Here is a 23,097-nt window from a genome sequence, read left to right as displayed (position 1 = left end):
GGAATTAAAAATCAACCAGGCTTTTACCCTGCATATAAAACTCCGCTTGCTTCGCAGGGAGGGCTGATTTGGAAATCTCACTCAGATTTTTTTGATAGATAGGATGCTCATATTGACCCCACGCTTCCGCCGCGCAACGAATTATCAGCGGGTCTTGGTGCAATTGGGGATAGGGAAGAGTCAAACGGGGTGACATTAAAATCATATCATCAAAAGTGAGCAGAGTGAGTTCTGCATGGCTTTTCTGCGTCAAACCCTGGCTCCCAGCTTCACATTGTGAAAGAACCAGATGCAGAACTTGATCCACGCTGAGCTGAGTTTCAAAACGAATCACGAACTCTAGACGAGCACTCAGGTCTAATTTTTCCGGCGTCAAATAGCGTTTGTACGCCGACGAAATCGTCGCAATGTCACCGCATTCGGCAAATTTTCTTAAAAGATTTTTGGCCTTTTCCACACCCCCGACAAGATCGAGGGCCATGTGAATCAGCGCCGAATGACGGGTTGAACTCATTTCTGTTTCCCGAACAACACATCACGGATTTGATAAAGACCGGCTTTTTGTTTTACCAGCCATTCCGCCGCTTGCACGGCACCTTTTGCAAACACGGTGCGGTTCAAAGCACTGTGCTCAAACATCAATACCTCTTCATCGCTCAACGAATAAACTTTGTGAACGCCGAAAACACCGCCACCGCGAATCGCCAACGGCTCCGGCAGTTTTTTGCCAACAGCTTTTTCAAGATTTTCTTGCAACGTGATCGCCGTGCCTGACGGTTTATCTTTTTTGCGATTGTGATGAATTTCTTCAATTTGAAAATCAAAGTGCGAGATCGCCGACAACGACTTCAGAGCTTCGTTTAAAACGGCAACACCCAAACTCATATTCGAAGACCACAAGACAGGAATTTTTTTTCCGTATTGAACAAGAAGGTCTTTTTCTTTTTTTGAAAAACCTGTGGTTCCACAGACAACGGGAGTTTTATTTTCCGCAGCTCTTTTTAGCACGTCTTTCAAAGCTTCTGGCGAAGAGAAATCAATCCACACATCAACATGAGCCGCTTTTTTAGCGTCCCATTTTTCAGCGCGATCATAAGGATAAAAAAGCTCACAGCGAGGATTGGCTTCAATAACCTGTGCGATCTCTTTACCCATGCGGCCTGAAGCGCCGACAAGTCCTACTTTAATTTTTTTCACAGAACACCCACGCGCTTCATTTCCGCTTTCAAGTTTTCCGTGTGTGATGGAGTCAGCTCCACCATTGGCAGACGCAACGAAGCTGAATCAAGAATGCCCATCAAAGCCAAAGCTTTTTTTACAGGAATTGGATTGGCTTCAACAAAAAGAAGATTGATAAGGTCCATGTACTTGTTGATATCAGCGCGAGCCTTGTCGAGCTGTCCTTCAGAAACCCATTTTTTCCACTGCACCATTTGCTTTGGTATCACATGAGTCGCTACAGAGATCACACCGTGACCGCCGGCTGCTAAGAAATCGACATAAGTTCCGTCGTCACCTGAAAGCATCACGAAATCTTTGCCACACGCTTTGATGATTTCCTGCTCAAGATCAATTTTTCCAGAGGCTTCTTTGATCCCAATCACGCCAGCCACTTTAGAAAGATCTCCGACCGTTTCCGCCGCCAAAGAAGTGATCGTGCGCCCAGGGACATTGTAAAGAATCGTTGGGATTTTTACGGATGTCGCCACAGCTTTGAAGTGTTCGTAAAGACCTCTTTGTGGAGGTTTATTGTAATAAGGAACCACAACCAAGATCGCATCAGCACCCATGGCCTCTGCTTTTTTTGAGTCTTCGATTGTTTTAGCCGTGCTGTTAGAACCCGTTCCCACGATCAGAGGAACATTGGCTCCACAGAAAGTGCGAATGTGTTTAAAAAGTTCAGAAACTTCGTCTGCTGTGAGCGTTGGGCTTTCCGCTGTCGTGCCATTGACAACAAAGCCATCAACACCGCCATCAAGTTGTTGCTTTAACAAGCGATCCAAAGAAGCATAGTCAATCTTATCGTTTTTAAATGGTGTTACGAGAGCTGTGAACGTGCCTTTAAAATTTTTCATCCTACCACCTCAAGATTATATTTAAATTCTCCAACAAACACGGCGTCTCCAATCATCAACGGATGAGGGTCGCCTTCCAAGAAAAGGACCTGCATAAGTCCCCCTGGCATTTGCACTTCAACTTGTTTCAGTGCTGCCTCTTTTGCGTAAACCATGGCTGCTGCCACCGCGCCGGTGCCACAGGCAAGCGTATAGTCTTCAACTCCACGCTCAAAAGTAACCGCTTTGATTTTTCCTTCGCCATCTTCAGCGTAGAAGGTGACATTGGCGCCCGCAGGTTGAAGATCATGGTGCGAACGCGCCTCTCTTGCCATGTCTTTTAACGACACAGCATCTGAGATATTGTGAATTTTCTGAACAAGGTGAGGAACGCCGGTATTCACCAAAGAAAAAACTTCTGTCGAGCTTGATTTGGTTTTTAGTTCAATGCGCTCTTGCAGAAAACGCGCTTCCGGCATGCGCACGCGAATTTTTCCATCACCTAGAATTTGCGCCGTGACGAGACCTGCACCAGTTTTAAATTTCAACGTACTTTTTTCGGCATTTGAGTTTTCTAAATTTTCATAGCAAAACCGAGCCGCACAGCGAGCGGCATTTCCGCACATCTCAGCCGTTGAGCCATCGGAATTATAAAAGTCCCAATTAAAATCAAAACCCTCAGAGCCAGATTGAATCAATAAAAGACCGTCTGTGGAAACACCTAAAACTTTATCGCAAATCATTTTTGCAAAATTAGATCGAGAGATACCCAGATGTTTTTCCACATCTTCCCACGCCGAACCCGCACGAGCATCAATCAAAGAAAATGTATTTCCTGCTCCCGACATTTTTGTGATGGTCACAGGTAAATAATTTTTCACGGCTCCTCCGTTTCAGCAGAAGAGCTGTCCTCTTGATCTTGATTTTGGAGCGTAGATTTTTTTGTAGGTTTTTTCTGCGCGTCTTTAAACGTCGGCTCGCCACGTCCCAGAGGTGCGGGATTGAGCGGAGGCAAAGGACGGCCTTTTACTCCACAACCAAGTGGCAACAGAAAAGCCAAAATGAGGGCTATTTTATTCAGACGTTCCATTCATCCCCTTAAGCTCACTTTCCACCTCGGTAAGGCGGCGGCAAAGCATGGGGTCTATCATATACTGTCTATACTGGTTCGCTGAAATGTTTTTGCAGGTCATCACGTATTTCTGTGCTTCGTCCAAGTTCGTTCGTTTTTGCGCCTGATCGAACTTCCAGATCCAATAGAAAGACTCTGGATACTTTTCGTCAGATTTTTTAAGACTCCCTAAGGCCTCTTGCGCCTTTGTAAGATTCTTAGCTCCGATAAACTTATCCATTTCCAAGGCCCACCAGAACTTTTGCTGAGGAGACCTCTTAATCACCACAGAGTCTGCGATCTTTTGGTACTCCACCCATTTCCCTTGGCAGGCCAAAGCTTGGGCGAGGCTCAGCTTTAAATCCTCATCAAAGCTCACAATGGCCAGTTGTTTTTGCACAGTTTCTTGGGCCGCTTTGCAATCGCCTTTAGCGATCATCAGGCGGGCCATTTCACTCACGATTGAAAAATTATCGGGCTCAATGCGCGAAGCTTCAGTCACTTTATCCAAAGCTTGGTTGAGATCTGTTTTGCGCAAAGAAACACCGGTTTCAAAAAGCTGTTGAGCTTTATCACTAAAAAAGATGTTAGAAACTTCGGAGACCGTTTTTTTTAGTTCCGCCACCGCTTGCGGACGAGTTTCTCTTTGAATTGCACTGGAAAGAATATTGAGCGCCTGTTGACGATCACGTTGCAAACTCAAGTTGTAGGCTTTTTCGATAATATCTTTGTAGGTCTCAGACTTTCCGTTCTTTGTCTGAGCAAAAAGAGAAGGGCCAGAAAAGAGAAGAGCCACCCCAAGGGCGGCTCTTAATAAGACCAATTTCATCAATTAGTTCTTTTTGTATGATTTCAAAACTACAGTCACTTCGCCGAATTGGCTTGGAGCAACTTGTTTCAACATTCCAGAAAGTGGAATAACTTGTGGATTGATCCATGCGTTGATTTCAGCATTTTGCTCTTTGTCTTTAAGACGAGCGTGGATGCACTCGAAAGTACCAGCAGGAACTGTGATTTTATCTTCTTTAACTTCGATAACTTCTACGTCTTGTTTAGGTACTTGTTGTTCTTTACCGTTAACGATCATTTTTTTGATTTCACCAGTGTTTGGATCGATCAAAGTTTCAACTTTTTGTTTTCCAGCAAAACCCAAATCCATGTTTTGATCCATCCAGATGCCATCAGCAGCAACTGAACGAACAGACATAGTCATAGAACCTTTAATGAAGCCCATGTCGATGTTGTAGTTAGCTTGATCGCCAACTTTCCAGTCCAAACCCATTGTTTGAGCTTGATCCATGATTGCCGCATTTTGAATGCCAGCAACAACTTCAACTGCAGACGGAGCTGCAACTGCATTGATAGAGAACGCAAGACCTAGAACGGCGATTAGAGCCTTAACCATAAATTCCTCCTTGAATGGTTTCTTTTCTTTTGTGTGTCTTAATCACACCACGACCAAGGGAGGTCGAGTCAAGGCTCAAATCATTGTTCTCTAAAACTACTCACTAAAACTTGACGCGGCTTGCTGCCATTCGCAGGGCCCACAACGCCTTCTTTTTCAAAGATTTCTATCAAACGCGCGGCGCGCGGATAACCGAGTCTAAATTTTCTCTGAATCAAAGACGCAGAGATTTCTTTTTGTTCTGAAGCCCACGATAGAATTTCGTCATAGCGCTCATCGTACTCTTCATCACCAAATCCAGAACCACCACCAGAATCACCAGCTTCAGCACCATCTCCACCTGCAAATCCGTCAAGAGCACGCATCGCGAGCGGATCGTACTCTGGCTCTGCTTGAGCCGCCCAATGTTTCACAACGTTTCCGATTTCTTTATCTGACAAATACGGTCCGTGATGGCGAGTCGGTTTGCCAACGCCCGGAGCTTGGAAAAGCATGTCCCCATTCGGAAGAAGACGTTCCGCTCCTGAATCATCAATGATGATACGAGAATCCATTTTCGAAGCGACCTTCAAAGCCACACGACCTGGAATATTCGTTTTAATCAAACCCGTCACAACGTCTTTACGCGGAGACTGCGTTGCCACGATCAAGTGAATACCGCAGGCACGGGCTTTTTGAGTCAAACGTTGGATCGGCTCTTCGATATTTTGTTTTTCAACGATCATCAAATCAGCCAACTCATCGACCACGATCACGATGAATGGAAGTGGTTGATAATAATACTGTTCAAGCTTGGCTTTTCCTTCTTCCAACTCTTGATTGATCTTTTCGTGTTCTTCAACCTCGGTTTTAGAAAGACCGCCTGTTTTTTCGTTGAAGGCTTCAATTTTACCAACACCGAACTTCGATAATGATTTATAACGTTTTTCCATTTCACGCACAGCCCACTTCAAAGCTGTGGCAGCCTTCTTGGGTTCTGTCACATGAGGAAGAACCAAATGAGGTACAGAAGAGAATGGTGCCAAGTCGACCATCTTTGGATCGATCAAAACAAGTCTTAAAGTTTTCGGAGAATGGCGGAACAAAAGACCCGTAATAATAGAGCCGACAAACACGGACTTACCAGAACCTGTTGTACCCGCGATCAATAAGTGCGGCATTTTGCGAAGATCGACAACCTTCGGTTCACCATCGACGGCGCGCCCCACGGCCATTGGCAACGCCAAGTCTTCGCTCCAGAAAGTGTCTTCGGCAATCAAGTCTTTATAATAAACTGTTTCACGCTTTAAGTTCGCGGTCTCAATCCCAACAACATCAGTTCCAGGAATATGACCGACCACGCGCACGGATTCTGAAGAAAGTGCTAGGGAAAGATCGTCTTCAAGTTCCGAAATCTTACTGATTTTAACGTCGGCATTCGGTTTAAATTCGTACATCGTAACCAACGGACCTGGTTTCGCGTCTTGAATTTGTCCTTCGATAGAGAAGTTTTTAAGTTTCTCAACCAATGAATCCGCTTTTCTTTGAATCTCGGCCTTATCAATCTTGATTCGCGATGCTGGAGGATCTTCCAACAACGCAAGCTTTGGCATATCCCAGTTTTCAATACGACGAGGCGGTTTGGCTTTCATGACAACTTTGCGTTTTTGCGCAAGCTTTACAGCCGGAGTTTCTTCTTCCTCTTCTTCAGCCTCATCTTCGTCATCTTCTTCGGCGTCCGCTGCGAGAGCTGCATCCAACTCGTCTTCTTCCTCACCCTCTTCTTCTTCGTCTTTACCTACGAATTTTTTATCAGAAAGAGGGAAGACGGTTTTTGGTTTGTCGTCTTTGGCTTCACCTTTTTTCGCAGCTTTGGCCTTTTTTGTATCTTTCACGAACATGCCTGCAAAGAACGCGGCAATCTTATCGCCCACTTTTTTCTTTTTAAGCATCGCAAACAATCCGCGAGGAGCTTCCGTCAGTTCCTGCAAAGATTTCTCGAAGTAAAAGACAACAAGAACTGCCATCAACGAAAGCAGAATGACCTGAACACCGATCGAGTTAAAGGCGCGCATCAAAGCTTGAGAAACCCCCAAACCAAGAAGACCACCTAGGTAAATCTGATCATGAAACACTTTGGTGTTTGGCAAATACAGGGAGAGCAAAGAAGCGATGTTTACAATCAAAAGAAGCGCCCATACAAAGCGAATATTCTTTAAATTGAGGGATTCACCCTTAAAGCTCGCATAAGCCATTCTTAGACAGCTTCCGACGACAACCCAGGCTGCAAGCCCGAAGAATTGATAAAGCATATCGGCTAGAAAACTGCCCACAATGCCACAATAATTTGTGGCTTTTAGGCCTTGTCCGATAGAATTCATAGAGGGGTCAAAGGGATTGTAGCTGATCAAAGCGAGGGCGAGGAAAAGCCCCATGCCTAAAAAGCTAATAGCGATAACGTCCTGACGAAACTTTTTGAGGAATTGGTTCATTTAAAAAATTTACGAAATTCCGCTGAGTTAGTCATGCTTATGAAGCGTTCCTTGACTTAGGACCTGTGGTGGAGCACAAAAAGTGCACAATGCACTTTTTGCGCGAAGCCCGAAGGGTTGAAGGCAGGATGCCTTCAACACACAAAGAGCCGACCTATATGCTTAAAATAAATGAGATTTTCTACAGTATCCAAGGTGAAACGTCTTATGTGGGAAACCCCACGGTTTTTGTACGCCTAACGGCCTGCAATCTGCGTTGTACGTACTGCGACACAAAGTATTCGTACTATGAAGGTGAAATGCAGGCCCTTGAAAATATTCTGCAAGAAGTTGCAAAACACAAAGCTCCTTATGTTTGCGTTACTGGTGGCGAACCGCTTTTGCAAAAAGAAGTTCACACATTGATGAACACTTTATGTGATCAAGGTTACAAAGTTTCTTTAGAAACTAGTGGTTCAAAAAGTGTTGAGCATGTTGATCCGCGCGTAAAAATTATTTTGGATGTAAAAACTCCTGACAGTGGTGCAGCGAATTCTTTTCTCATGGAGAACATCCGCTTTTCCACTCCCAGCACGGAATACAAGTTTGTGATTTGTTCTGAAGAAGACTTCGAATGGTCCGAAGAATTCTGTCGTCAACATAAATTATTTGAAAATTTTGTGGTTTTATACAGCCCATCATACGGCCAAGTGTCTGAACGCTGGTTGGCAGAAAAAATTTTGCAAAAAAATTCATCTGCAAGGTTGCAATTGCAACTGCATAAGTATATTTGGTCTTCCGAAACACGCGGAGTATAACCTCCAAAAACATTAAGCTGAAAATTTAGGGAGTTCCATGACGCCGAACCTAAACAGTTCTGATAATCTTTTTGTCGCCAATCTTCAGTCTGTAAGCTTGGAGAAGCTTGTGAAAAGCAAACTTGAAGTTCTTTTCGCACAACAAAAAGAAGCGCAAGTAGAGTTGAATGGTCTATATAACGTCGTTATTGAACAAGTAGAAAAACCTCTTCTAGAGCTGGCTTTGCGCGCTTATAACGGCAACCAAGTAAAAACAGCGCAAATGCTCGGCATCAATCGCAACACTCTTAAGAAGAAAATTGACAACTACAAGATTCGTGTAAAGAAAATGAACTAAACGCTTCATTTAGAAGTTGCTTCAGCGGGCCACCTTTTTTGAACCACCATCTCTGACCAGGGCCCGCAATTTTGTTTTTAATTAATTTCGTAATACTCTAGAGGGGTTCAATGAGTACACGAATTCCACCTCAAAATCTTGAGGCCGAACAGTCGATTCTGGGCGGTCTTATGCTGGATAGAGAAGCTTTAGACCAAGTGGGCGATATGCTCACGGCTGATGACTTCTATAAACCAGCTCATCAAAAGATTTATAATGCTATTAAAGAGCTTCACAGCAAAAGTCAGCCTATTGATATCATCACAGTGACTAACGTTCTTCAGGGCGAAGGCTCTATGGATATGGTCGGTGGGCCTGAATATCTTATTGGTCTTCTTGATAAGACTATTTCTGCTGCGAACATCACGACACACGCTAAAATCGTCAGAGACAAAGCAACTTTGCGTCGCTTGATTCAAGTGAACAGCCAGTTGATTGAAAGAGCTTACGATCAAGAATTCGCCGACGTTGAGTCCTTCGTAGACCAAGCAGAAAGTGAAATCTTTAAAATCGGCGAGAATAAAACAGCCACGGGCCTTGTCGGCTCTATGGAAATCGTTAAAGCCTCAATCCAAAAGATTGAAGAGCTTTATAAAAATAAAGCTGAGATCACAGGTCTTGCGACAGGCTTTAAAAAACTCGATGAGATGACAGCCGGTCTTCATCCTGGTGAAATGACCATCATCGCCGCTCGTCCGTCGATGGGTAAAACGGCTTTCTCTTTGAATATCGCACAACACGTGGCTCTTCGTCTTAAAAAGACGGTGGCTTACTTCTCTCTCGAGATGGGTAAAGAGTCGATGATGATGCGTATGCTTTCTGCGGAATCCAAAGTGAGCATGAGTGAAATCCGTAACGGTCGTATCCAAGATTCAGCATGGCCAAAGTTGATCAATGCAGCCAGTGCATTGAGTGAAGCGTCTATCTTTATCGATGATACTCCTGGTGTTTCACCTTTTGAGATCCGTTCGCGCGCACGTCGTTTGAAAGCGGAGCACGGTCTTGATCTTATTATGATCGACTACTTGCAGCTCATGAGTATGAAACAAAAAACGCATTCACGTGAGCAAGAGGTCGCAGAGATTTCTAAATCTTTGAAGGCCATTGCCAAAGAATTGCAAATTCCTGTGATCGCACTTGCACAGCTCAACCGTGGTGTTGAGGGTCGTACAGAAAAGAAACCTATGCTTTCTGACCTGCGTGAGTCCGGATCTATCGAGCAAGATGCCGACGTTATCATGATGCTTTATCGTGATGACTACTACGACAAAGAAAATCCAGATAAACAGGGTCACGCGGAAGTGATCGTGGGTAAACAGCGTAACGGTGCCACCGGCCCCGTGAAAATGCGCTTCGATGCTCAGTACAATAGATTCCGTGATGCTGATCCGGAGCCATCAGGACCGAGTCAAATTATGCCTCCTCCTCAGGCCCCACCTCCGATGCCAGGCGGCAGACCTAAAAACTTTGCACCAGGCGCTCCAGTTTAAGATAATGGGCTTCTATGAAGCCCTTACTTTATTTGTTTAAACGTAAGAAAGAGCAAAACTTTAAACCTGTGGTTTTAGTCACAGGTTGTTCTGCAGGCATTGGCTTGGCTCTCGCAAAACTTTTGTACGAACACACAGAGTACAGAGTTGTCGCAACGGCTCGGGAAAAGAGTCTTGAAAAACTTCGCAATCATTTCTTAGACGACGAAAGATTCATTGTTCGCCCTTTAGATGTCACACAAGAGGCGGATCGCGTTCGTCTTTACAACGAGATCAAAAAACATTGGGGTGGAGTTGATATTCTGATCAACAACGCCGGTATTTCCTATCGCTCCGTGATCGAGCATATGACCGAAAAAGATGAAGAGCTGCAAATGGCAACGAACTACTTCGGACCCATGGGTTTGATTCGTTTATCTCTTCCGCACATGCGCGACACCGGCCGCGGCAAAATCATCAATGTGTCGTCAGTGAGCGGGATGTTGGCGATGCCGACGATGGCCTCTTACTCTGCTTCTAAATATGCCTTAGAGGGCGCCAGCGAAGCCCTGTGGTATGAAACTCGTCCTTTTGGGGTGACGATCACTTTGGTGCAGCCCGGATTTATTCACAGCAACTCTTTTAGAAACGTCTATCACACGGAATTATCAGACCCGACACGCAATTGGAGTGGACCTTATTGCGACTTCTACAAGAACATGACTCCGTTTGTAGAGAGAATGATGAACATGTCGCTCACCACGCCAGAAAAAATCGCAAAACAAATCGTGAAAGTGATGAAGAAAGAAAATCCACCTCTTTGGCACCCGGCAACGCTCGATGCGGTTTTGTTCTATTATTTCCGCCGCCTGCTTCCGCGCCGTATTCTTTTGCCAATCCTGTATTGGTTCTTACCAAACGCTAAAAATTGGTCGAAGGATTACTCCCACCGCCGCCGCTAAAATTGGTGGCCCTAAAGACAGCTTCGTCCATGATGGATTCCCGAGTTTTAAGCTCGGCTCCGCCCAGAGCCCGAACTATCAGTTGATGGAGTCTTAAGCCTTAGGGGTGTCTAAAAACGTTCTTTAGCTACAGGAGCTTAAAAGTAAAATTACAATAAGCACGATGAGCTTTAGAAATTCTGTGAACTGCCGAAAAGTATCCTTGCGAGGGTTACTTTTCATGAGAACCTCCTTGGCTAAGGGAGTTCTCATCCATAAGAAAGCGGTCTTTAGGGCCGCTTTTCTTTTTTAGCAAATTCCCCTCCGACCTCTCAGCAGTGCTCATTGAATCATTTGCCATTAAACGTCTGAATCCCGGCCAACAGGACCTTTGGCCTGATTAAGGTTTTCGAGTTGAGTTCCTATTAACCTCTTGATGGACTGGGGATGTCTTAAAAGCGAGACCCTTGGAAGCATGGAGGCTGATCATGGGAGACACTTTAGCTAAGACAGTGATCGCGGCAACTGGACTGCCACAAGATCCTGTTGAGAGAGAATTTAACGCCCTTTTAGAAAAGTACGGGAAAAGCCCTGAGACGCTCACCATTGATGAGCTTCGCGAAGTGATGGCTGAATACCTTCAGATCGTCTTTCTTGAAATGCAAACAGAAAAAAGCGCTTAAAAGCAGACCCAAAAACTAACAATCCCGAATTGCAATGCAATTCGGGATTCAACCAACGAACCAAAATTTTTCTAAAGAAGCCGAACCCCCAATGAGGCGGTTCAGTGAAGCCCTTATTTCTATTTCGCAGAAAGCTTTTTCAAAGCGTCTTTGATGAAATCAGATTCAGATTTTACTTTTGTGTAAACGCTCACGAGAGAGCAATCGTCTTTTCCATCTTTACCAGCACCGCGGCTCGTAACACCCCAAACATATTGAGTGCCGTTCACCTCAAGGAATGCAGGTCCGCCAGAGTCACCGTGGCAAGCACCTTTACCTTGAGTTTGATCAAGAAGAACTTCGTGTTTACCGAAATCTTCAACAACTTCGACGTCTACTTTGCGAAGACGGTCGTCAGATTTTGTATTCACGCCATCTGTTTCGATCAAACCGTAACCAGCCAAAGTCACTTTCGTACCCGGCTTCAACAAAGTCTCGTCATCCAAGAATTTTGCCAATTGGTATCCAGGAGCCATTGCACCTGCGAATTTGATCAAAGCAAGGTCATGAGCATCTTCGCCTTCAGAGCCTGTTTTGCCGTAATCAGTGTGGATCACGTGATCAACTACAAGACGGATATCTCCACGTTCCATTTTTCTTAGATCTGTGTGGAAAATAACGTAAAGAGCCACTTCTTTATATTCAGCGCCCACTTCAGGAACACAGTGACCTGCAGTCAAAACCACGTTGTTAGTCAAAAGAGAACCTGTGCAGATGAATTGGCCTTCTTGACCATCTGTCGTCAATACAGACGCTACGATAGCAACCGTTGATTTAGCGATAGAGTCTTTAGCGTCAACAGGAACGCCACCAATAATAGATGAGCTGTCAGCACCAAGATTTACAGAGTTTTGTTGGGCAGGTGAGCACGCAACGAAAGATCCCAAAAGACCCGCTGCAACCACTGCTTTAAAAAGATTATTGAATTTCATAGCGCCCCTCCAAGGTGGGCCTTTTAAACACCCAAAATGGAACCAGGGCAATACAATTTTTCAAATATTTAATATAACAAACGCTTATGGTGGGAAATTTAATTCAAAGTAAGATTTTATGGAGGAGTACAAAGTACACCTGAAAATAAAAAGGGACCCGTTGCCAGATCCCTCTCGAGAAATATTCTCTTTTTGCTGAAAGACAGCTTATGCGCGTTCAACAGCGATTTGGATTTTAGCTTCCATACCTTCTGCGTAACGAACAACTGCTTTGTGCTGACCCAAAACTTTGATCGGCTCTTCGAGGTGAATATCACGACGATCTACAGAGTGACCCATTTTTTGCAACTCTTTAGAGATATCTGTTGTTGTAACAGTACCGAAAAGTTTATCAGTCTCACCAGCAGCCAACTTGAATGTTACAGTTGTGCCGTTGATTTTGTTCAAAAGCTCTTGGCGCTCTGCCAAAGCTTTTTTCTTTTTCGCTTCAGCAACGCGTTTCAAGTGTTCGTACTCTTTTACGCGTTTTTCAGTAGCCTCAGCCGCTAGTTTGCGTGGGAACAAGAAGTTTCTCGCGAAACCTTCAGAAACGTTCACCAACTCACCAACACGACCTACATCTTTAACATCTTTTTGAAGAATAACTTTCATGTGATCTCCATACTACTTCGGCAACGCCGAAGTGCTTATAGGTTGTTGTTTTCAGCGGGCCTGTTCATCCTGCGGATGCGTCCCCTGAAATCAACCCAGTAATCGATCAAGCCAACGACACTTAAAATAAGCAACATCTGGCCGACCAAGATTATGTACGTCAGAACTCTTGTGAACACACCGGCTCGCATCGAGTTCAGAAATACCTCCAACACTGCCAGCCCTTGAAAGAAATAGAGAACGATACAAACGTTCACAATATTTACTGCCAGGATGGCCGTGGCCTTACCGCCAAAACTCACCATTGTTAGAAGGAAGGCAATCATCGCAACCCAAATCACGTAATCCGGGACACGATATTCTAACAACTTGAGCTGAGAGGCAATTTTCTCACGGGGCAAATTGAGCCATGAAAAAACCCTTCTCTCAAAAATTAATCCCACACCTAACGCCACAATAAGAATAATGACGACGGCTGATGGAACTTGCTGCACCAAAATCGCCGGATCTAATTTCACTGCAGGATTCATTGTCTGAACTTGCTGTGCAAATTTCTCCGCCAAACCTTGGATTTCAGCGTACGTGTTGATTCCGTTTTTCTTTAACGCTCCGAAAAGTCCAAGGCCTGTAGCCAAAGAACCCGCTGAAACGCTCAAGAGTCCCGAGATCCACCACCCAAGTCCTCTTTGCTCTAATTCCATGTAGGCCCCTAAAGTCATCCAAATCGAGCCTAAGAAAAGTGCTAGAGGTTGTGCGTTCAGGAGCCACGCTGCTCCTGTTACCAACAGTCCCAAAATCCAAAAGGCGAGGGGACCGTAGGCTTTACGTAGTACACGAAGAAGAGGCGCTCCCAAAATCACAGTCAACATCGACAACAAAATCGAGAGAGATGAGATTGTGATGAATTTCTGCGCGGTCGCGGTCTTCTTCATGGCTTACGCTCTTTAACTATTCGCCTTTATCGAAACGCTCAGAACGCTCTGCTTTCGCAGCTGCAAAAGCGGCTTTACGAGCAGCCATTTTTGCTTCACGTTCTTTTTCACGAGCAGCAGACTCAGAAAGACCTTTTTTGAAGCCTTCCATGAATTTTGCCAATGAAACACGCTCGTCAAGACGAGTGTGCATAAAGCGAAGAACTTTGTCGTTGATACGCATAGTTCTTTCAAGCTCAGCAATAGCTTGAGTATCTGCTTCGAATGTTCCGTGGAAGTAGATAGCTTTTTTCAATTTACCAATTGGAGTTGCAAGAGTTCTTTTGCCCCAAGTTTCCAAAGAGTTAACAGAACCTTTGTAAGATTCGATTGTCGCTTTGTTCTTTTTGAACAACTCTTTTTGATCTTCAAGAGTTGCATCTGGGTGCATAAGAACCACAACTTCGTATGGCTTCTTTGCAGTCGTTTTAGATAGTTCCATGACTATATCCTTTCGGTTTAAGCCCCCACCATAGTGAGCGGGAGCAAGGATGACTTTTAAAATGTTTAACGGGTTTAGCACGCCTTAGGCCCAAGCACAAGGATTAGGCATTTGAATACCTAAGAATCCAGCCCTAGAATATGTAAATGGTCACTTTTATTGAGATTGTAGATGGTCCGAACGAAGGCTCGCGATTCAAAGTCGAAGAGGGTCTAACGATCGGTCGTTCGAAGGCTGACATCATTGTTAAAGACCCCAAGGCATCCAGCACCCACGCTCAGTTCGCAATAGATGGCAAAGGGCAGTATGTTTTGCTGGATTTAGACTCCTCCAACGGGATCCACATCGCCGGTCGCCGTGTAAAGAAAGTCGCGTTATTATCAGGGGTTATCTTTGAGATCGGGCGGACTCAGTTTAAAGTTGTGACCGTTGAAGAAGAACTCGCAATTGACTTCAGTCGACTCATAACTTGGCGCAGCATTTTAAAGGATAAGCTCGGAAACTTTTTAGAGTCTCCGGGGGAAAAGCCTAAAAACATGCAGGGTTTTAGCCCGGCACTGAAGCTCACATTCACTCAAGGCATTCAGACCGATGAGGAAATAATTTTAGGTTACGGACCTCGTTATGCGGGGGCGGACTCCTTGGATATCGAGCTTTTGGATGAAGAGGCCCCCAAAGAAGCCTTCGAACTTCACCCAGGTCCAGGCATGGTGCAGATTAAAATTAGAGCACCTGGCCGAGTGACTCTTAACAATAAATCCATAGATGCCGAAATGTTAAAGGATGGAGACTTGATTTCTTTGGGGAATACCCTCATCAAAGTCACCTACTTGTAAGAAGGACATCATGGAGACCACACCAAAAGAAACGGGCAGCTTTGAAAGCTTTGACGGCACTCCGATTTATTACGAAGTGCGCGGCGAAGGTGAGCCTTTGATTTTGGTCTACGGCATCGCTTGCATCATCAATCACTGGCATCACCAGGTCGAATATTTTTCGAAGAACTATAAAGTCATCACTTTCGATTTGCGTGGACACCAGAAAAGCAATCCGATCATCGACATGAATCAACTCACGATGGAGGCGTTAGCAAAAGACATCGTGGGGCTTGTAAAACATTTGAAAATTAAGAAAGCGCATTTTGCCGGGCACAGTTTCGGTGCGCCTTTGATTCTCAAAGTTTATGACACTCATCCGGAACTTTTCCATTCGATGATTTTCATCAATGGCTTTGCAAGAAATCCTATCAAAGGAATGTTCGGCCTTGATGTGGTTGAGCCATTCTTTTATTTCGTAAAATCGCAATATCAAAATCAGCCAAACATGTGGAACACTCTGTGGAAAATGGCGGTGGATAATCCTATGGCGATGTATCTGGCGGCCCTTGCCGGAGGCTTTAATTTAAAGACGACGCACTTTAAGGACATCGAAGTTTACATGCGTGGAGTGGCGCGATTGAATCTCGAAGTTTTCATGACCATGTTTGAAACTTTGATGGAGTATAACGGTGAGCCCGTTCTTGAAAAAGTCGAAGTTCCCACGCTGATTATTTCTGGCGAAAAAGACATGGTCACACCGATTCGTTTTCAATATCACTTTAAAGAAAAGATCAAACATTCAGAGTTCGTGCTTGTCCCTTACGGTTCCCACTGCACTCAGCTTGATTTTCCCGACTACACGAATTTAAAAATTGAAAAATTCTTAGCGGACGTCGGCCACAATGGAAAATTATAAAAGCTTCTTACAACAAGTTCCAAGCTTCGAAGATTTTCTGCATATCTCTGACGATCAGTATTTTCTCACCGTTCCTGAAGACTGGGGTTTGATTCTTACGGACATCAAAGGCTCCACCAAAGCTGTCCAAGCGGGACGATATCAAGAAGTCAACATGGTGGGCGCGGCTGGCATCACAGCCCTTCTTAATGAATTTAAAGACCGTGAGTTGCCTTTTGTCTTCGGCGGCGATGGCGCGACCTTGCTTGTGCCTCCTGAGTTTAAAGCAAATGCACCGGCGGCTCTGAAGCGTGTACAGTCATGGTCAAAGAGAGAATTCGGTCTTGAACTTCGTGGATCTCTTTTTGATCTCAAAGAGTTGTACGCCGAAGGCCACAAACTTCTGATCGGCAAATATCAGCTTTCACAGGGAAATGTGATCTATCAATTTCGCGGAGGCGCTCTTAAACGTGCTGAAGAGAAAATGAAAAAAGGTCTTGGCGGAATAGAGATTCAACCCTCTTTGCAAGAGTCCGCTCCGAATCTGCAAGGACTCACTTGCCGATGGGAGCCTCTTTCCACGCAAAAGGGAACTATTTTAACTATTCTTGTCAGTGCCGGAGGAAGTGAAGAGGCTTCTTTTGATATTTATCATCGTGTGCTCGCGGGTCTTCGTGAAATTCTGGGTGGCAACTTTAAGGGGGCGTGCCCCACAAATCCAGGAAGCATGAAAATCAAATGGCCTCCGCGCACTTTAACGATAGAAGCGAAGTCTCGTTCCGGAAAATTTATTCCAGAGTTCTTTGCCTCGGTCATTGATTCACTGATTGCCTATATAATGATTCGCTTTGATGTGGCGGCTGGTGGTTTTGAACCCAAACGCTACAAAAAAGAAATCATTTCCAATTCTGATTTTCAAAAGTACGACGATTTATTGCGCATGGTTTTGGATTGCTCTACAGCTCAAGCTAAAGAAATCGAAACTTTATTAAAATCCCACGAGGAACGGGGAGAGATCGTGTATGGCACGCATCGCTCTCCACAAGCTCTTATGACGTGTTTGGTGTTCTCGGCGACACAGAACCAACACTTGCACTTTATCGACGGCTCTCACGGCGGATACACGCTTGCAGCCGTGAATCTAAAAAGGAAGAAGGCCACCTGATTCACAGGCAGCCTCCTTAAAAAGCACTTAGTTAATTTCTAAATTATCTCCAAGCGGCCTTTGTGATGTCGAAACCGTAGCGGTTTACAGAGTCATCAGAAGTGAACACGATTTTCACATACTCACCGTCAACTGGAGTAGAGAAAGAATCATCGTTTTTACCGCTGATAGTTGCTACTTTTTTACCGTTCGCATCGAAAAGTTCAATTTTGTCGTAATCTCTTTCAGTATCGAATTTAGAGAAATAAAGAGCGATTTGTTTCGCGCCTGGAACACGCACTTCGTACGTTTCATTTGTTTTCTCTTTGTATGGATGAGCAGAAGAAACGCTCACTGGAACTGTTTGCCAGTTGATTGGATCATTTGGATCTGGAGCTGGCAAAGTGTTCGTCAACATCGCATATGCATTCACCAAGCCGCCACGTGATTTACCACGAAGACCTGCGATTGGTTTAGACGTCGCGATGATTCTTTCTTTCATTTCTACGTTCGTCAAATTTGGTTCATTTGTCGCCAAAAGAACAGCCATACCAGACACGTGAGGTGTCGCCATAGAAGTTCCTGACCAAGAATCGTAACCACCACCAGAAATTGAAGAGTAGATGTTTACGCCTGGAGCACCAACGTGAACTTTTGTTTTACCGTAGTTCGAGAAAGAAGCGATTTGGCCTCTGTTGTCGATCGCTGCTACTGACAATACGTTTGGAACGTCGTAAGTCGCAGGGTAAGTTGGGTTCGCATCGTTGTTATTAGATTCGTTACCCGCTGCTGCCACGAACAACGCGCCAGCTGCATTAGATCTTTCGATCGCTTGTTTCAAAGTTTCAGAGTAGCCACCGCCACCCCAAGAGTTCGACATGATTTTCGCACCCATTTTAGTTGCGTAGTCGATACCTTTCAAAGCGCCATCAAGTGAACCCGAACCGCTCGCAGAAAGGAATTTGATTCCCATGATACGAACATTCCAAGCTACACCCACGATACCTTTACCATCATCACCTGTCGCACCGATAGTGCCAGAGCAGTGTGAACCGTGACCATGGTCATCCAAAGGATTTCCAGTTGGTTTGTTCGCATCTACGAAGTTAGCACCATGAATATCGTCGATGATGCCGTTACCGTCATCGTCAACACCTGGCTTGCCGTTAAGCTCAGCTTCGTTTGTCCAAAGATTGTCTTTCAAATCAGCGTGATTGTAATCGATACCCGTATCAATAACGGCAACGATCACGTCTTTTGAACCCGTTGTGATATCCCACGCTTTTTCAGCTCCGATATCCACACCTGCGATACCCGCGCGACGTTGAGAATCTTGTTGTCCTGTATTGATCATGCCCCACAATTGACCCAACATTGGATCATTTGGAGTTTTGTTGATTCTGTAAATGTAGTTTGGTTCTACGATATCAACCATTGGGTTTTCAGAAAGAGATTTAACAACATTTGATTGAATCTCGAACACAGGTCTTTTGATCACAACGATGTTTTGACCAGGGATTGTGTCCTTGATGTATGAACCAAGTTGTTGGCTCAAAATGTTGATTGAAGACTTTGCTGAAACAGAATCTTTAAGTTTAACGATGTATTCGCCTGGAACTGATTCAGGTGCTGCTGCGAATGCATTTACTCCCGCGATGAGCAAGCCGACCATGGCTGCTTTGGAGGCTCTTCCGATAAGCCTTTTCATATAAAACTCCTTCACTGGGTGATATCAAACGTGCCAGTTCCAAAATGGTACCAATGTGAAGGTGAGCTGGTTATTAATATTCTGAGATTAAAATAGAAAGCTTCGATTTTTAGCTTAAGGTCTGGGCAGTTCAATACGATTGTCGAGGAGAAAACCCGTCTTTCTCCTAGTTCGCTGGACTAAGAAACAGCTTTTTTCCCAGACGAAGGTGGGGATTTCTCTTCGGAAAAATCAAAGCTCAATTGTTGCGGAGTTGCGAGTTGAACGACTCGTTGTGGATTTTCAGCCATCTCTTTTTTCTCTGACGGAGTTGTCACGTTCACTCCTGTCGAAGCTTTGATGAGGTGTTTGATATAGGCTTCTTTGACACTGTTTGGAGCGTCTTTGTTGAAACCCAATTCTGCCATTAAATCGCCAATCTTCTTCATAAGCCAATCCTTGGTCTAGGTTTCGGAAGTTTGTTGAGTAAGCTTTAGAAGAAAATCAGAGTTGATTGGCCTTAGATGTCTCTCATTGAGACAGACTTTTGAAGCAGAGTTTAAAGGTTAATTATCGGCAGAGATTTTTAGTTATTTTTTCGCCGCAGTGACTCATCCATTTGAAATAAAAGAGGAGTCCTTAATCGGGACTCCTCTTTTATTTTTCTAATTTCCGATTTCTAATTTCTACTTATCCTGCGCCGCCATCTTTGTGCTTCGGACGTTTTGTCGCATTCGCCACCAAGAATTCACGATTCATACGAGAGATGTTTGTAAGTTGGATGTCTTTAGGACAAGCCGCTTCACAAGCTCCCGTTGTTGTGCAAGATCCGAAACCTTCCGCATCCATTGCCGCCACCATACGAAGAGCACGCTCATTTCTTTCAACCTGACCTTGCGGAAGCAAAGCCATGTGAGAGATTTTAGCAGACGTAAATAGAGCTGCAGACGCATTCTTACAAGCCGCTACGCAAGCACCACATCCGATGCATGTCGCTGAAGACATCGCTTCGTCAGCATCTGCTTTAGGAACAAGAATCGCGTTAGCGTCAACAGCGTTTCCTGTGTTCGCAGAAATGTAACCACCCGCAGAGATGATGCGATCAAAAGCCGCTCTATCCACCATCAAGTCTTTGATAACAGGAAAAGAGTTTGCGCGGAAAGGTTCAATTGTTAGAATCGCTCCGTCTGTGAAGTTTCTCATGTGCAACTGGCATACTGTTGTTGATTTCATCGGACCGTGAGCTTCGCCATCAATCACGAAACCACAGGCGCCACAAATTCCTTCGCGGCAGTCATGGTCAAACGCGATAGGCTCATCACCTTTTCCAACAAGCTCTTCATTCACAGCATCCAACATCTCTAGGAAAGAAGCGTCTTCAGAAACGTTCTTTGCTTGCAGCTCAACAAAACCGCCAGAATCTTTCGGGCCTTTTTGTCTCCAAACTTTCAAAGTCAAATTGATATGTTTTCCACTCATTTTACGCCTCTTATTTGTAGCTACGAGTTGCTAGGTGAACGTTTTCGAAAACAAGCTCTTCTTTGTGACGAACTTCTGGTTTGTTGTCGCCTGTGTATTCCCACGCAGCCACATGACAGAAGTTAGCATCATCACGTTTTGCTTCGCCATCGACTTGATATTCTTCACGGTAGTGACCACCGCAAGACTCTTGACGTTCCAAAGCATCACGGCACATCAATTCGCCAAGTTCGATGAAGTCAGCAACGCGTCCCGCTTTTTCAAGCTCTACGTTAAGATAGTTTGCATCACCTGGAATGCGCACGTTTTGCCAGAACTCTTCTTTGATTTTTGGAATCGCTTCAAGGGCTTTTTTAAGACCGGCTTCGTTGCGGCCCATACCACAGTATTCCCACATGATATTGCCAAGCTCTTTATGGAAGCTGTCTACTGTGCGATTACCTTTGATGCCCATAAGTTTAGAAATATCTTTCTTAACTCCGTCTTCAGCCGCTTTAAATGCATCGTTTGAAGTCGATACTTTTTCAAGCTTCGTTCCGCCAAGGTAGTTACCCAAAGTAAACGGAAGAACAAAATAACCATCAGCCAAACCTTGCATCAATGCCGAAGCACCCAAACGATTCGCACCGTGATCCGAGAAGTTGGCTTCACCGGCTACGAACAAGCCTGGAATTGTTGATTCCAAGTTGTAGTCAACCCACAAGCCACCCATTGTGTAGTGAGGGGCAGGGTAGATCATCATTGGTTGTTTGTACGGATTTTGACCTGTGATCTTATCGTACATCTCGAACAAGTTTCCGTATCTTTCAGAAATCTTGTCTTCACCAAGACGTTTAATTGCATCAGCAAAATCCAAGTAAACAGCTTTACCAGTTTCATTCACGCCACGGCCTTCATCGCAACGATATTTCGCCTGACGAGAAGCCACGTCACGAGGAGCCAGGTTACCGAATGACGGGTAAACGCGCTCAAGATAGTAATCGCGTTCGTTTTCTGGAATGTCATTTGGATGGCGTTTATCACCAACAGCTTTTGGAACCCACACGCGGCCGTCGTTGCGAAGAGATTCAGACATCAAAGTTAGTTTTGACTGATTTTCTCCGTGAACTGGAATGCACGTTGGATGGATTTGCGTGTAGCAAGGATTTGCGAAGTAAGCGCCACGTTTGTGAGCTTTCCAAGCCGCCGTAACCGCACAGTTCATCGCATTTGTAGAAAGGAAGAACACGTTTGAGTAACCGCCAGATGCGATCACAACTGCATCAGCTTCGTGAGACTCGATTTCGCCCGTCAAAAGATTGCGCACGATAATACCGCGAGCTTTTCCGTCGATGATAACAACGTCCAACATTTCACGACGGTAGCGAAGTTCCACGTTGCCAGCATCCACTTGTCTCATCATCTCAGAGTAAGCACCCAAAAGAAGCTGCTGACCAGTTTGACCACGAGCATAGAACGTACGAGATACTTGCGCGCCACCGAATGAACGGTTCGCCAAAGTTCCGCCGTACTCACGTGCAAATGGAACACCTTGTGCCACCATTTGGTCGATGATGTTTGCAGACACTTCCGCCAAACGATAAACGTTGGCTTCGCGGGCGCGGAAGTCTCCGCCTTTGACCGTGTCATAGAAAAGACGGTAAGTAGAGTCACCGTCATTCTGATAGTTTTTCGCCGCATTGATACCACCTTGAGCCGCCACAGAGTGGGCGCGGCGAGGTGATTCATGAATGCAGAATGCTTTTACTTTGTAGCCGAGCTCTCCAAGAGAAGCAGCGGCAGAAGCTCCGGCAAGACCTGTTCCCACGACGATGATAGAGTGCTTTCTTTTGTTCGCAGGGTTTACAAGTTTGTAGTTAAATTTAGAGTTGGTCCATTTAGACTCAATGGGGCCACTAGGAATTTTGCTATCTAATTTATTAGCCATTTTTCAGTGCTCCTTAGTGTGCAAATAAAAAGAGGTAAACGGGTTGAGCGATAAAACCAAGAGCTACAACAACCGCGTAGCCGTAACTTAGTTTTTTCCACGTGTTGCGGTAAGTGCCTTCCATTAAACCAAGTGATTGGAAAGTGGAGCCCACACCATGACTTAAGTGGAAACCGAGAAGAATCAAAGCGACCAGGTACCAAATAACGTAGCCAGTGCTTTGGAAAACTTCCGCCATCAAGCGAGCCAAGTCACGCATCACAACGCCGTTGACTGTCGTTTCGTAGTGCGTGCCATATTTGAAAGTGATTAAGTGAAGAATAACGAAAACAAGAATCAAAGAACCTTGGATCGCCATCGTGCGAGAAGCCAGTGTCGCTTTCTTTTTTCCGCTCGCAGCAACAGCGTACTTCGAACCTTTTGCAGCTCGGTTGGAAGCCGTTAAAGAGAATGCTGTGTAGACGTGAACAGCCAGCGCTAACAGCAACACGGTTTCTGCGACATACAACAATGGTTTGTTGCTTGTAATCGCATGCCCGTAAGCATTGTAGGCATCGTGACTAACGAAAATTAATAGGTTACCGGCCATATGCGCGAGAACAAATCCCGCCCAAATTAAACCAGTGATTCCCATTAAGTATTTTTTCCCGACGGTAGAACCGAGAAATCCAGACATGGTGTAGAACCCCTTGTTTTGTTGCTATGTATTTTCTCAATAAGTTTACAATTAACTTAACTCCGAGGCCTTCGGATTGTCTATGACACCCGTCATGTTTCGCAACACGTTAAATATGGAATTTAGTTT

At 44.9% G+C, this 23,097-nt stretch carries 25 protein-coding genes; 8 read left to right on the top strand and 17 right to left on the bottom strand.

Annotated elements, in window-relative coordinates:
- Window positions 1-4 precede the first annotated feature (4 nt).
- The 8 genes from ACL934_RS00220 to ACL934_RS00185 form a co-directional block, all read right to left on the bottom strand.
- The gene (locus tag ACL934_RS00220) at window positions 5-514 is read right to left on the bottom strand and encodes a hypothetical protein (RefSeq protein WP_374076610.1); all 510 of its coding nucleotides are present in this window, start codon (window positions 512-514) and stop codon (window positions 5-7) included.
- Window positions 511-1,197: a 4-hydroxy-tetrahydrodipicolinate reductase gene (locus ACL934_RS00215; protein WP_374076608.1), complete on the bottom strand. Its 687-nt coding sequence runs from the start codon at window positions 1,195-1,197 to the stop codon at window positions 511-513. Before ACL934_RS00215 ends, ACL934_RS00220 begins: the two co-directional genes overlap by 4 nt.
- Window positions 1,194-2,075, bottom strand: a complete 882-nt coding sequence (gene dapA, locus ACL934_RS00210; RefSeq protein WP_374076606.1) for a 4-hydroxy-tetrahydrodipicolinate synthase — start codon at window positions 2,073-2,075, stop codon at window positions 1,194-1,196. The genes ACL934_RS00215 and dapA overlap by 4 nt, the downstream gene beginning before the upstream one ends.
- A complete protein-coding gene (gene dapF / locus ACL934_RS00205) occupies window positions 2,072-2,935 on the bottom strand; it encodes a diaminopimelate epimerase (RefSeq protein ID WP_374076604.1) in 864 nt (287 codons plus the stop codon). Before dapF ends, dapA begins: the two co-directional genes overlap by 4 nt.
- Window positions 2,932-3,144, bottom strand: a complete 213-nt coding sequence (locus ACL934_RS00200; RefSeq protein WP_374076602.1) for a hypothetical protein — start codon at window positions 3,142-3,144, stop codon at window positions 2,932-2,934. Before ACL934_RS00200 ends, dapF begins: the two co-directional genes overlap by 4 nt.
- Complete coding sequence (locus ACL934_RS00195; RefSeq protein WP_374076601.1) at window positions 3,128-3,994, bottom strand: tetratricopeptide repeat protein; 867 nt, start codon at window positions 3,992-3,994, stop codon at window positions 3,128-3,130. The genes ACL934_RS00200 and ACL934_RS00195 overlap by 17 nt, the downstream gene beginning before the upstream one ends.
- A 3-nt stretch (window positions 3,995-3,997) precedes the next feature.
- Window positions 3,998-4,570 (bottom strand): hypothetical protein, encoded by a 573-nt coding sequence (locus tag ACL934_RS00190; protein WP_374076600.1) that lies wholly within the window; start codon window positions 4,568-4,570, stop codon window positions 3,998-4,000.
- Window positions 4,571-4,650: 80 nt separating this feature from the next.
- Entirely contained in the window at window positions 4,651-7,041 is a 2,391-nt protein-coding gene (locus tag ACL934_RS00185; RefSeq protein WP_413612875.1) for a DNA translocase FtsK, read from the bottom strand.
- 158 nt (window positions 7,042-7,199) lie between these two features.
- On the opposite strand from ACL934_RS00185, the gene ACL934_RS00180 reads away from it, so the two are divergent.
- The 5 genes from ACL934_RS00180 to ACL934_RS00160 all read left to right on the top strand — a co-directional run bounded on the left by ACL934_RS00180 (window position 7,200) and on the right by ACL934_RS00160 (window position 11,307).
- The gene (locus ACL934_RS00180) at window positions 7,200-7,838 is read left to right on the top strand and encodes a radical SAM protein (protein WP_413612874.1); all 639 of its coding nucleotides are present in this window, start codon (window positions 7,200-7,202) and stop codon (window positions 7,836-7,838) included.
- A 37-nt stretch (window positions 7,839-7,875) separates the two neighbouring features.
- Complete coding sequence (locus ACL934_RS00175; RefSeq protein ID WP_243536234.1) at window positions 7,876-8,175, top strand: helix-turn-helix domain-containing protein; 300 nt, start codon at window positions 7,876-7,878, stop codon at window positions 8,173-8,175.
- Between the two features lie 110 nt (window positions 8,176-8,285).
- Complete coding sequence (dnaB, locus tag ACL934_RS00170; RefSeq protein WP_374076592.1) at window positions 8,286-9,704, top strand: replicative DNA helicase; 1,419 nt, start codon at window positions 8,286-8,288, stop codon at window positions 9,702-9,704.
- Window positions 9,705-9,718: 14 nt separating this feature from the next.
- Window positions 9,719-10,645 (top strand): SDR family oxidoreductase, encoded by a 927-nt coding sequence (locus tag ACL934_RS00165; protein ID WP_374076590.1) that lies wholly within the window; start codon window positions 9,719-9,721, stop codon window positions 10,643-10,645.
- A 467-nt stretch (window positions 10,646-11,112) separates the two neighbouring features.
- Entirely contained in the window at window positions 11,113-11,307 is a 195-nt protein-coding gene (locus ACL934_RS00160; RefSeq protein WP_374076588.1) for a hypothetical protein, read from the top strand.
- Between the two features lie 119 nt (window positions 11,308-11,426).
- On the opposite strand, the gene ACL934_RS00155 is transcribed toward ACL934_RS00160, so the two are convergent.
- The 4 genes from ACL934_RS00155 to rpsF form a co-directional block, all read right to left on the bottom strand.
- Entirely contained in the window at window positions 11,427-12,278 is an 852-nt protein-coding gene (locus ACL934_RS00155) for a S1 family peptidase (protein ID WP_374076586.1), read from the bottom strand.
- A gap of 207 nt (window positions 12,279-12,485) precedes the next feature.
- Window positions 12,486-12,929, bottom strand: coding sequence for a 50S ribosomal protein L9 (gene rplI, locus ACL934_RS00150; RefSeq protein WP_374076584.1), 444 nt, complete (start codon window positions 12,927-12,929; stop codon window positions 12,486-12,488).
- A 35-nt stretch (window positions 12,930-12,964) separates the two neighbouring features.
- Window positions 12,965-13,861 carry a DUF2232 domain-containing protein gene (locus ACL934_RS00145; RefSeq protein WP_374076582.1) on the bottom strand — a complete coding sequence of 299 codons (897 nt, stop codon included), beginning with the start codon at window positions 13,859-13,861 and terminating at the stop codon, window positions 12,965-12,967.
- Between the two features lie 16 nt (window positions 13,862-13,877).
- The gene (gene rpsF, locus ACL934_RS00140; RefSeq protein WP_413612873.1) at window positions 13,878-14,342 is read right to left on the bottom strand and encodes a 30S ribosomal protein S6; all 465 of its coding nucleotides are present in this window, start codon (window positions 14,340-14,342) and stop codon (window positions 13,878-13,880) included.
- A gap of 146 nt (window positions 14,343-14,488) precedes the next feature.
- On the opposite strand from rpsF, the gene ACL934_RS00135 reads away from it, so the two are divergent.
- The 3 genes from ACL934_RS00135 to ACL934_RS00125 are packed head-to-tail and all read left to right on the top strand — an operon-like array spanning window position 14,489 to window position 17,220.
- Entirely contained in the window at window positions 14,489-15,178 is a 690-nt protein-coding gene (locus ACL934_RS00135; protein ID WP_374076580.1) for an FHA domain-containing protein, read from the top strand.
- Between the two features lie 10 nt (window positions 15,179-15,188).
- A complete protein-coding gene (locus ACL934_RS00130; protein WP_374076577.1) occupies window positions 15,189-16,076 on the top strand; it encodes an alpha/beta fold hydrolase in 888 nt (295 codons plus the stop codon).
- Window positions 16,063-17,220 carry a DUF3095 domain-containing protein gene (locus ACL934_RS00125; protein ID WP_374076576.1) on the top strand — a complete coding sequence of 386 codons (1,158 nt, stop codon included), beginning with the start codon at window positions 16,063-16,065 and terminating at the stop codon, window positions 17,218-17,220. Before ACL934_RS00130 ends, ACL934_RS00125 begins: the two co-directional genes overlap by 14 nt.
- 43 nt (window positions 17,221-17,263) lie before the next feature.
- On the opposite strand, the gene ACL934_RS00120 is transcribed toward ACL934_RS00125, so the two are convergent.
- The 5 genes from ACL934_RS00120 to ACL934_RS00100 form a co-directional block, all read right to left on the bottom strand.
- A complete protein-coding gene (locus tag ACL934_RS00120) occupies window positions 17,264-18,907 on the bottom strand; it encodes a S8 family serine peptidase (RefSeq protein ID WP_374076574.1) in 1,644 nt (547 codons plus the stop codon).
- Window positions 18,908-19,086: 179 nt separating this feature from the next.
- Entirely contained in the window at window positions 19,087-19,335 is a 249-nt protein-coding gene (locus tag ACL934_RS00115) for a hypothetical protein (protein WP_374076572.1), read from the bottom strand.
- A gap of 241 nt (window positions 19,336-19,576) precedes the next feature.
- Window positions 19,577-20,365: a succinate dehydrogenase/fumarate reductase iron-sulfur subunit gene (locus ACL934_RS00110; RefSeq protein WP_374076570.1), complete on the bottom strand. Its 789-nt coding sequence runs from the start codon at window positions 20,363-20,365 to the stop codon at window positions 19,577-19,579.
- 10 nt (window positions 20,366-20,375) lie between these two features.
- Window positions 20,376-22,292, bottom strand: a complete 1,917-nt coding sequence (locus tag ACL934_RS00105) for a fumarate reductase/succinate dehydrogenase flavoprotein subunit (protein WP_374076568.1) — start codon at window positions 22,290-22,292, stop codon at window positions 20,376-20,378.
- A gap of 13 nt (window positions 22,293-22,305) precedes the next feature.
- Complete coding sequence (locus ACL934_RS00100; protein ID WP_374076566.1) at window positions 22,306-22,968, bottom strand: succinate dehydrogenase cytochrome b subunit; 663 nt, start codon at window positions 22,966-22,968, stop codon at window positions 22,306-22,308.
- Window positions 22,969-23,097 lie beyond the last annotated feature (129 nt).

It is taken from the genome of Bdellovibrio sp. HCB-110, from assembly GCF_047323225.1.
Taxonomy (GTDB): domain Bacteria; phylum Bdellovibrionota; class Bdellovibrionia; order Bdellovibrionales; family Bdellovibrionaceae; genus Bdellovibrio.
This window is presented reverse-complemented; position numbering and strand designations above follow the sequence as displayed.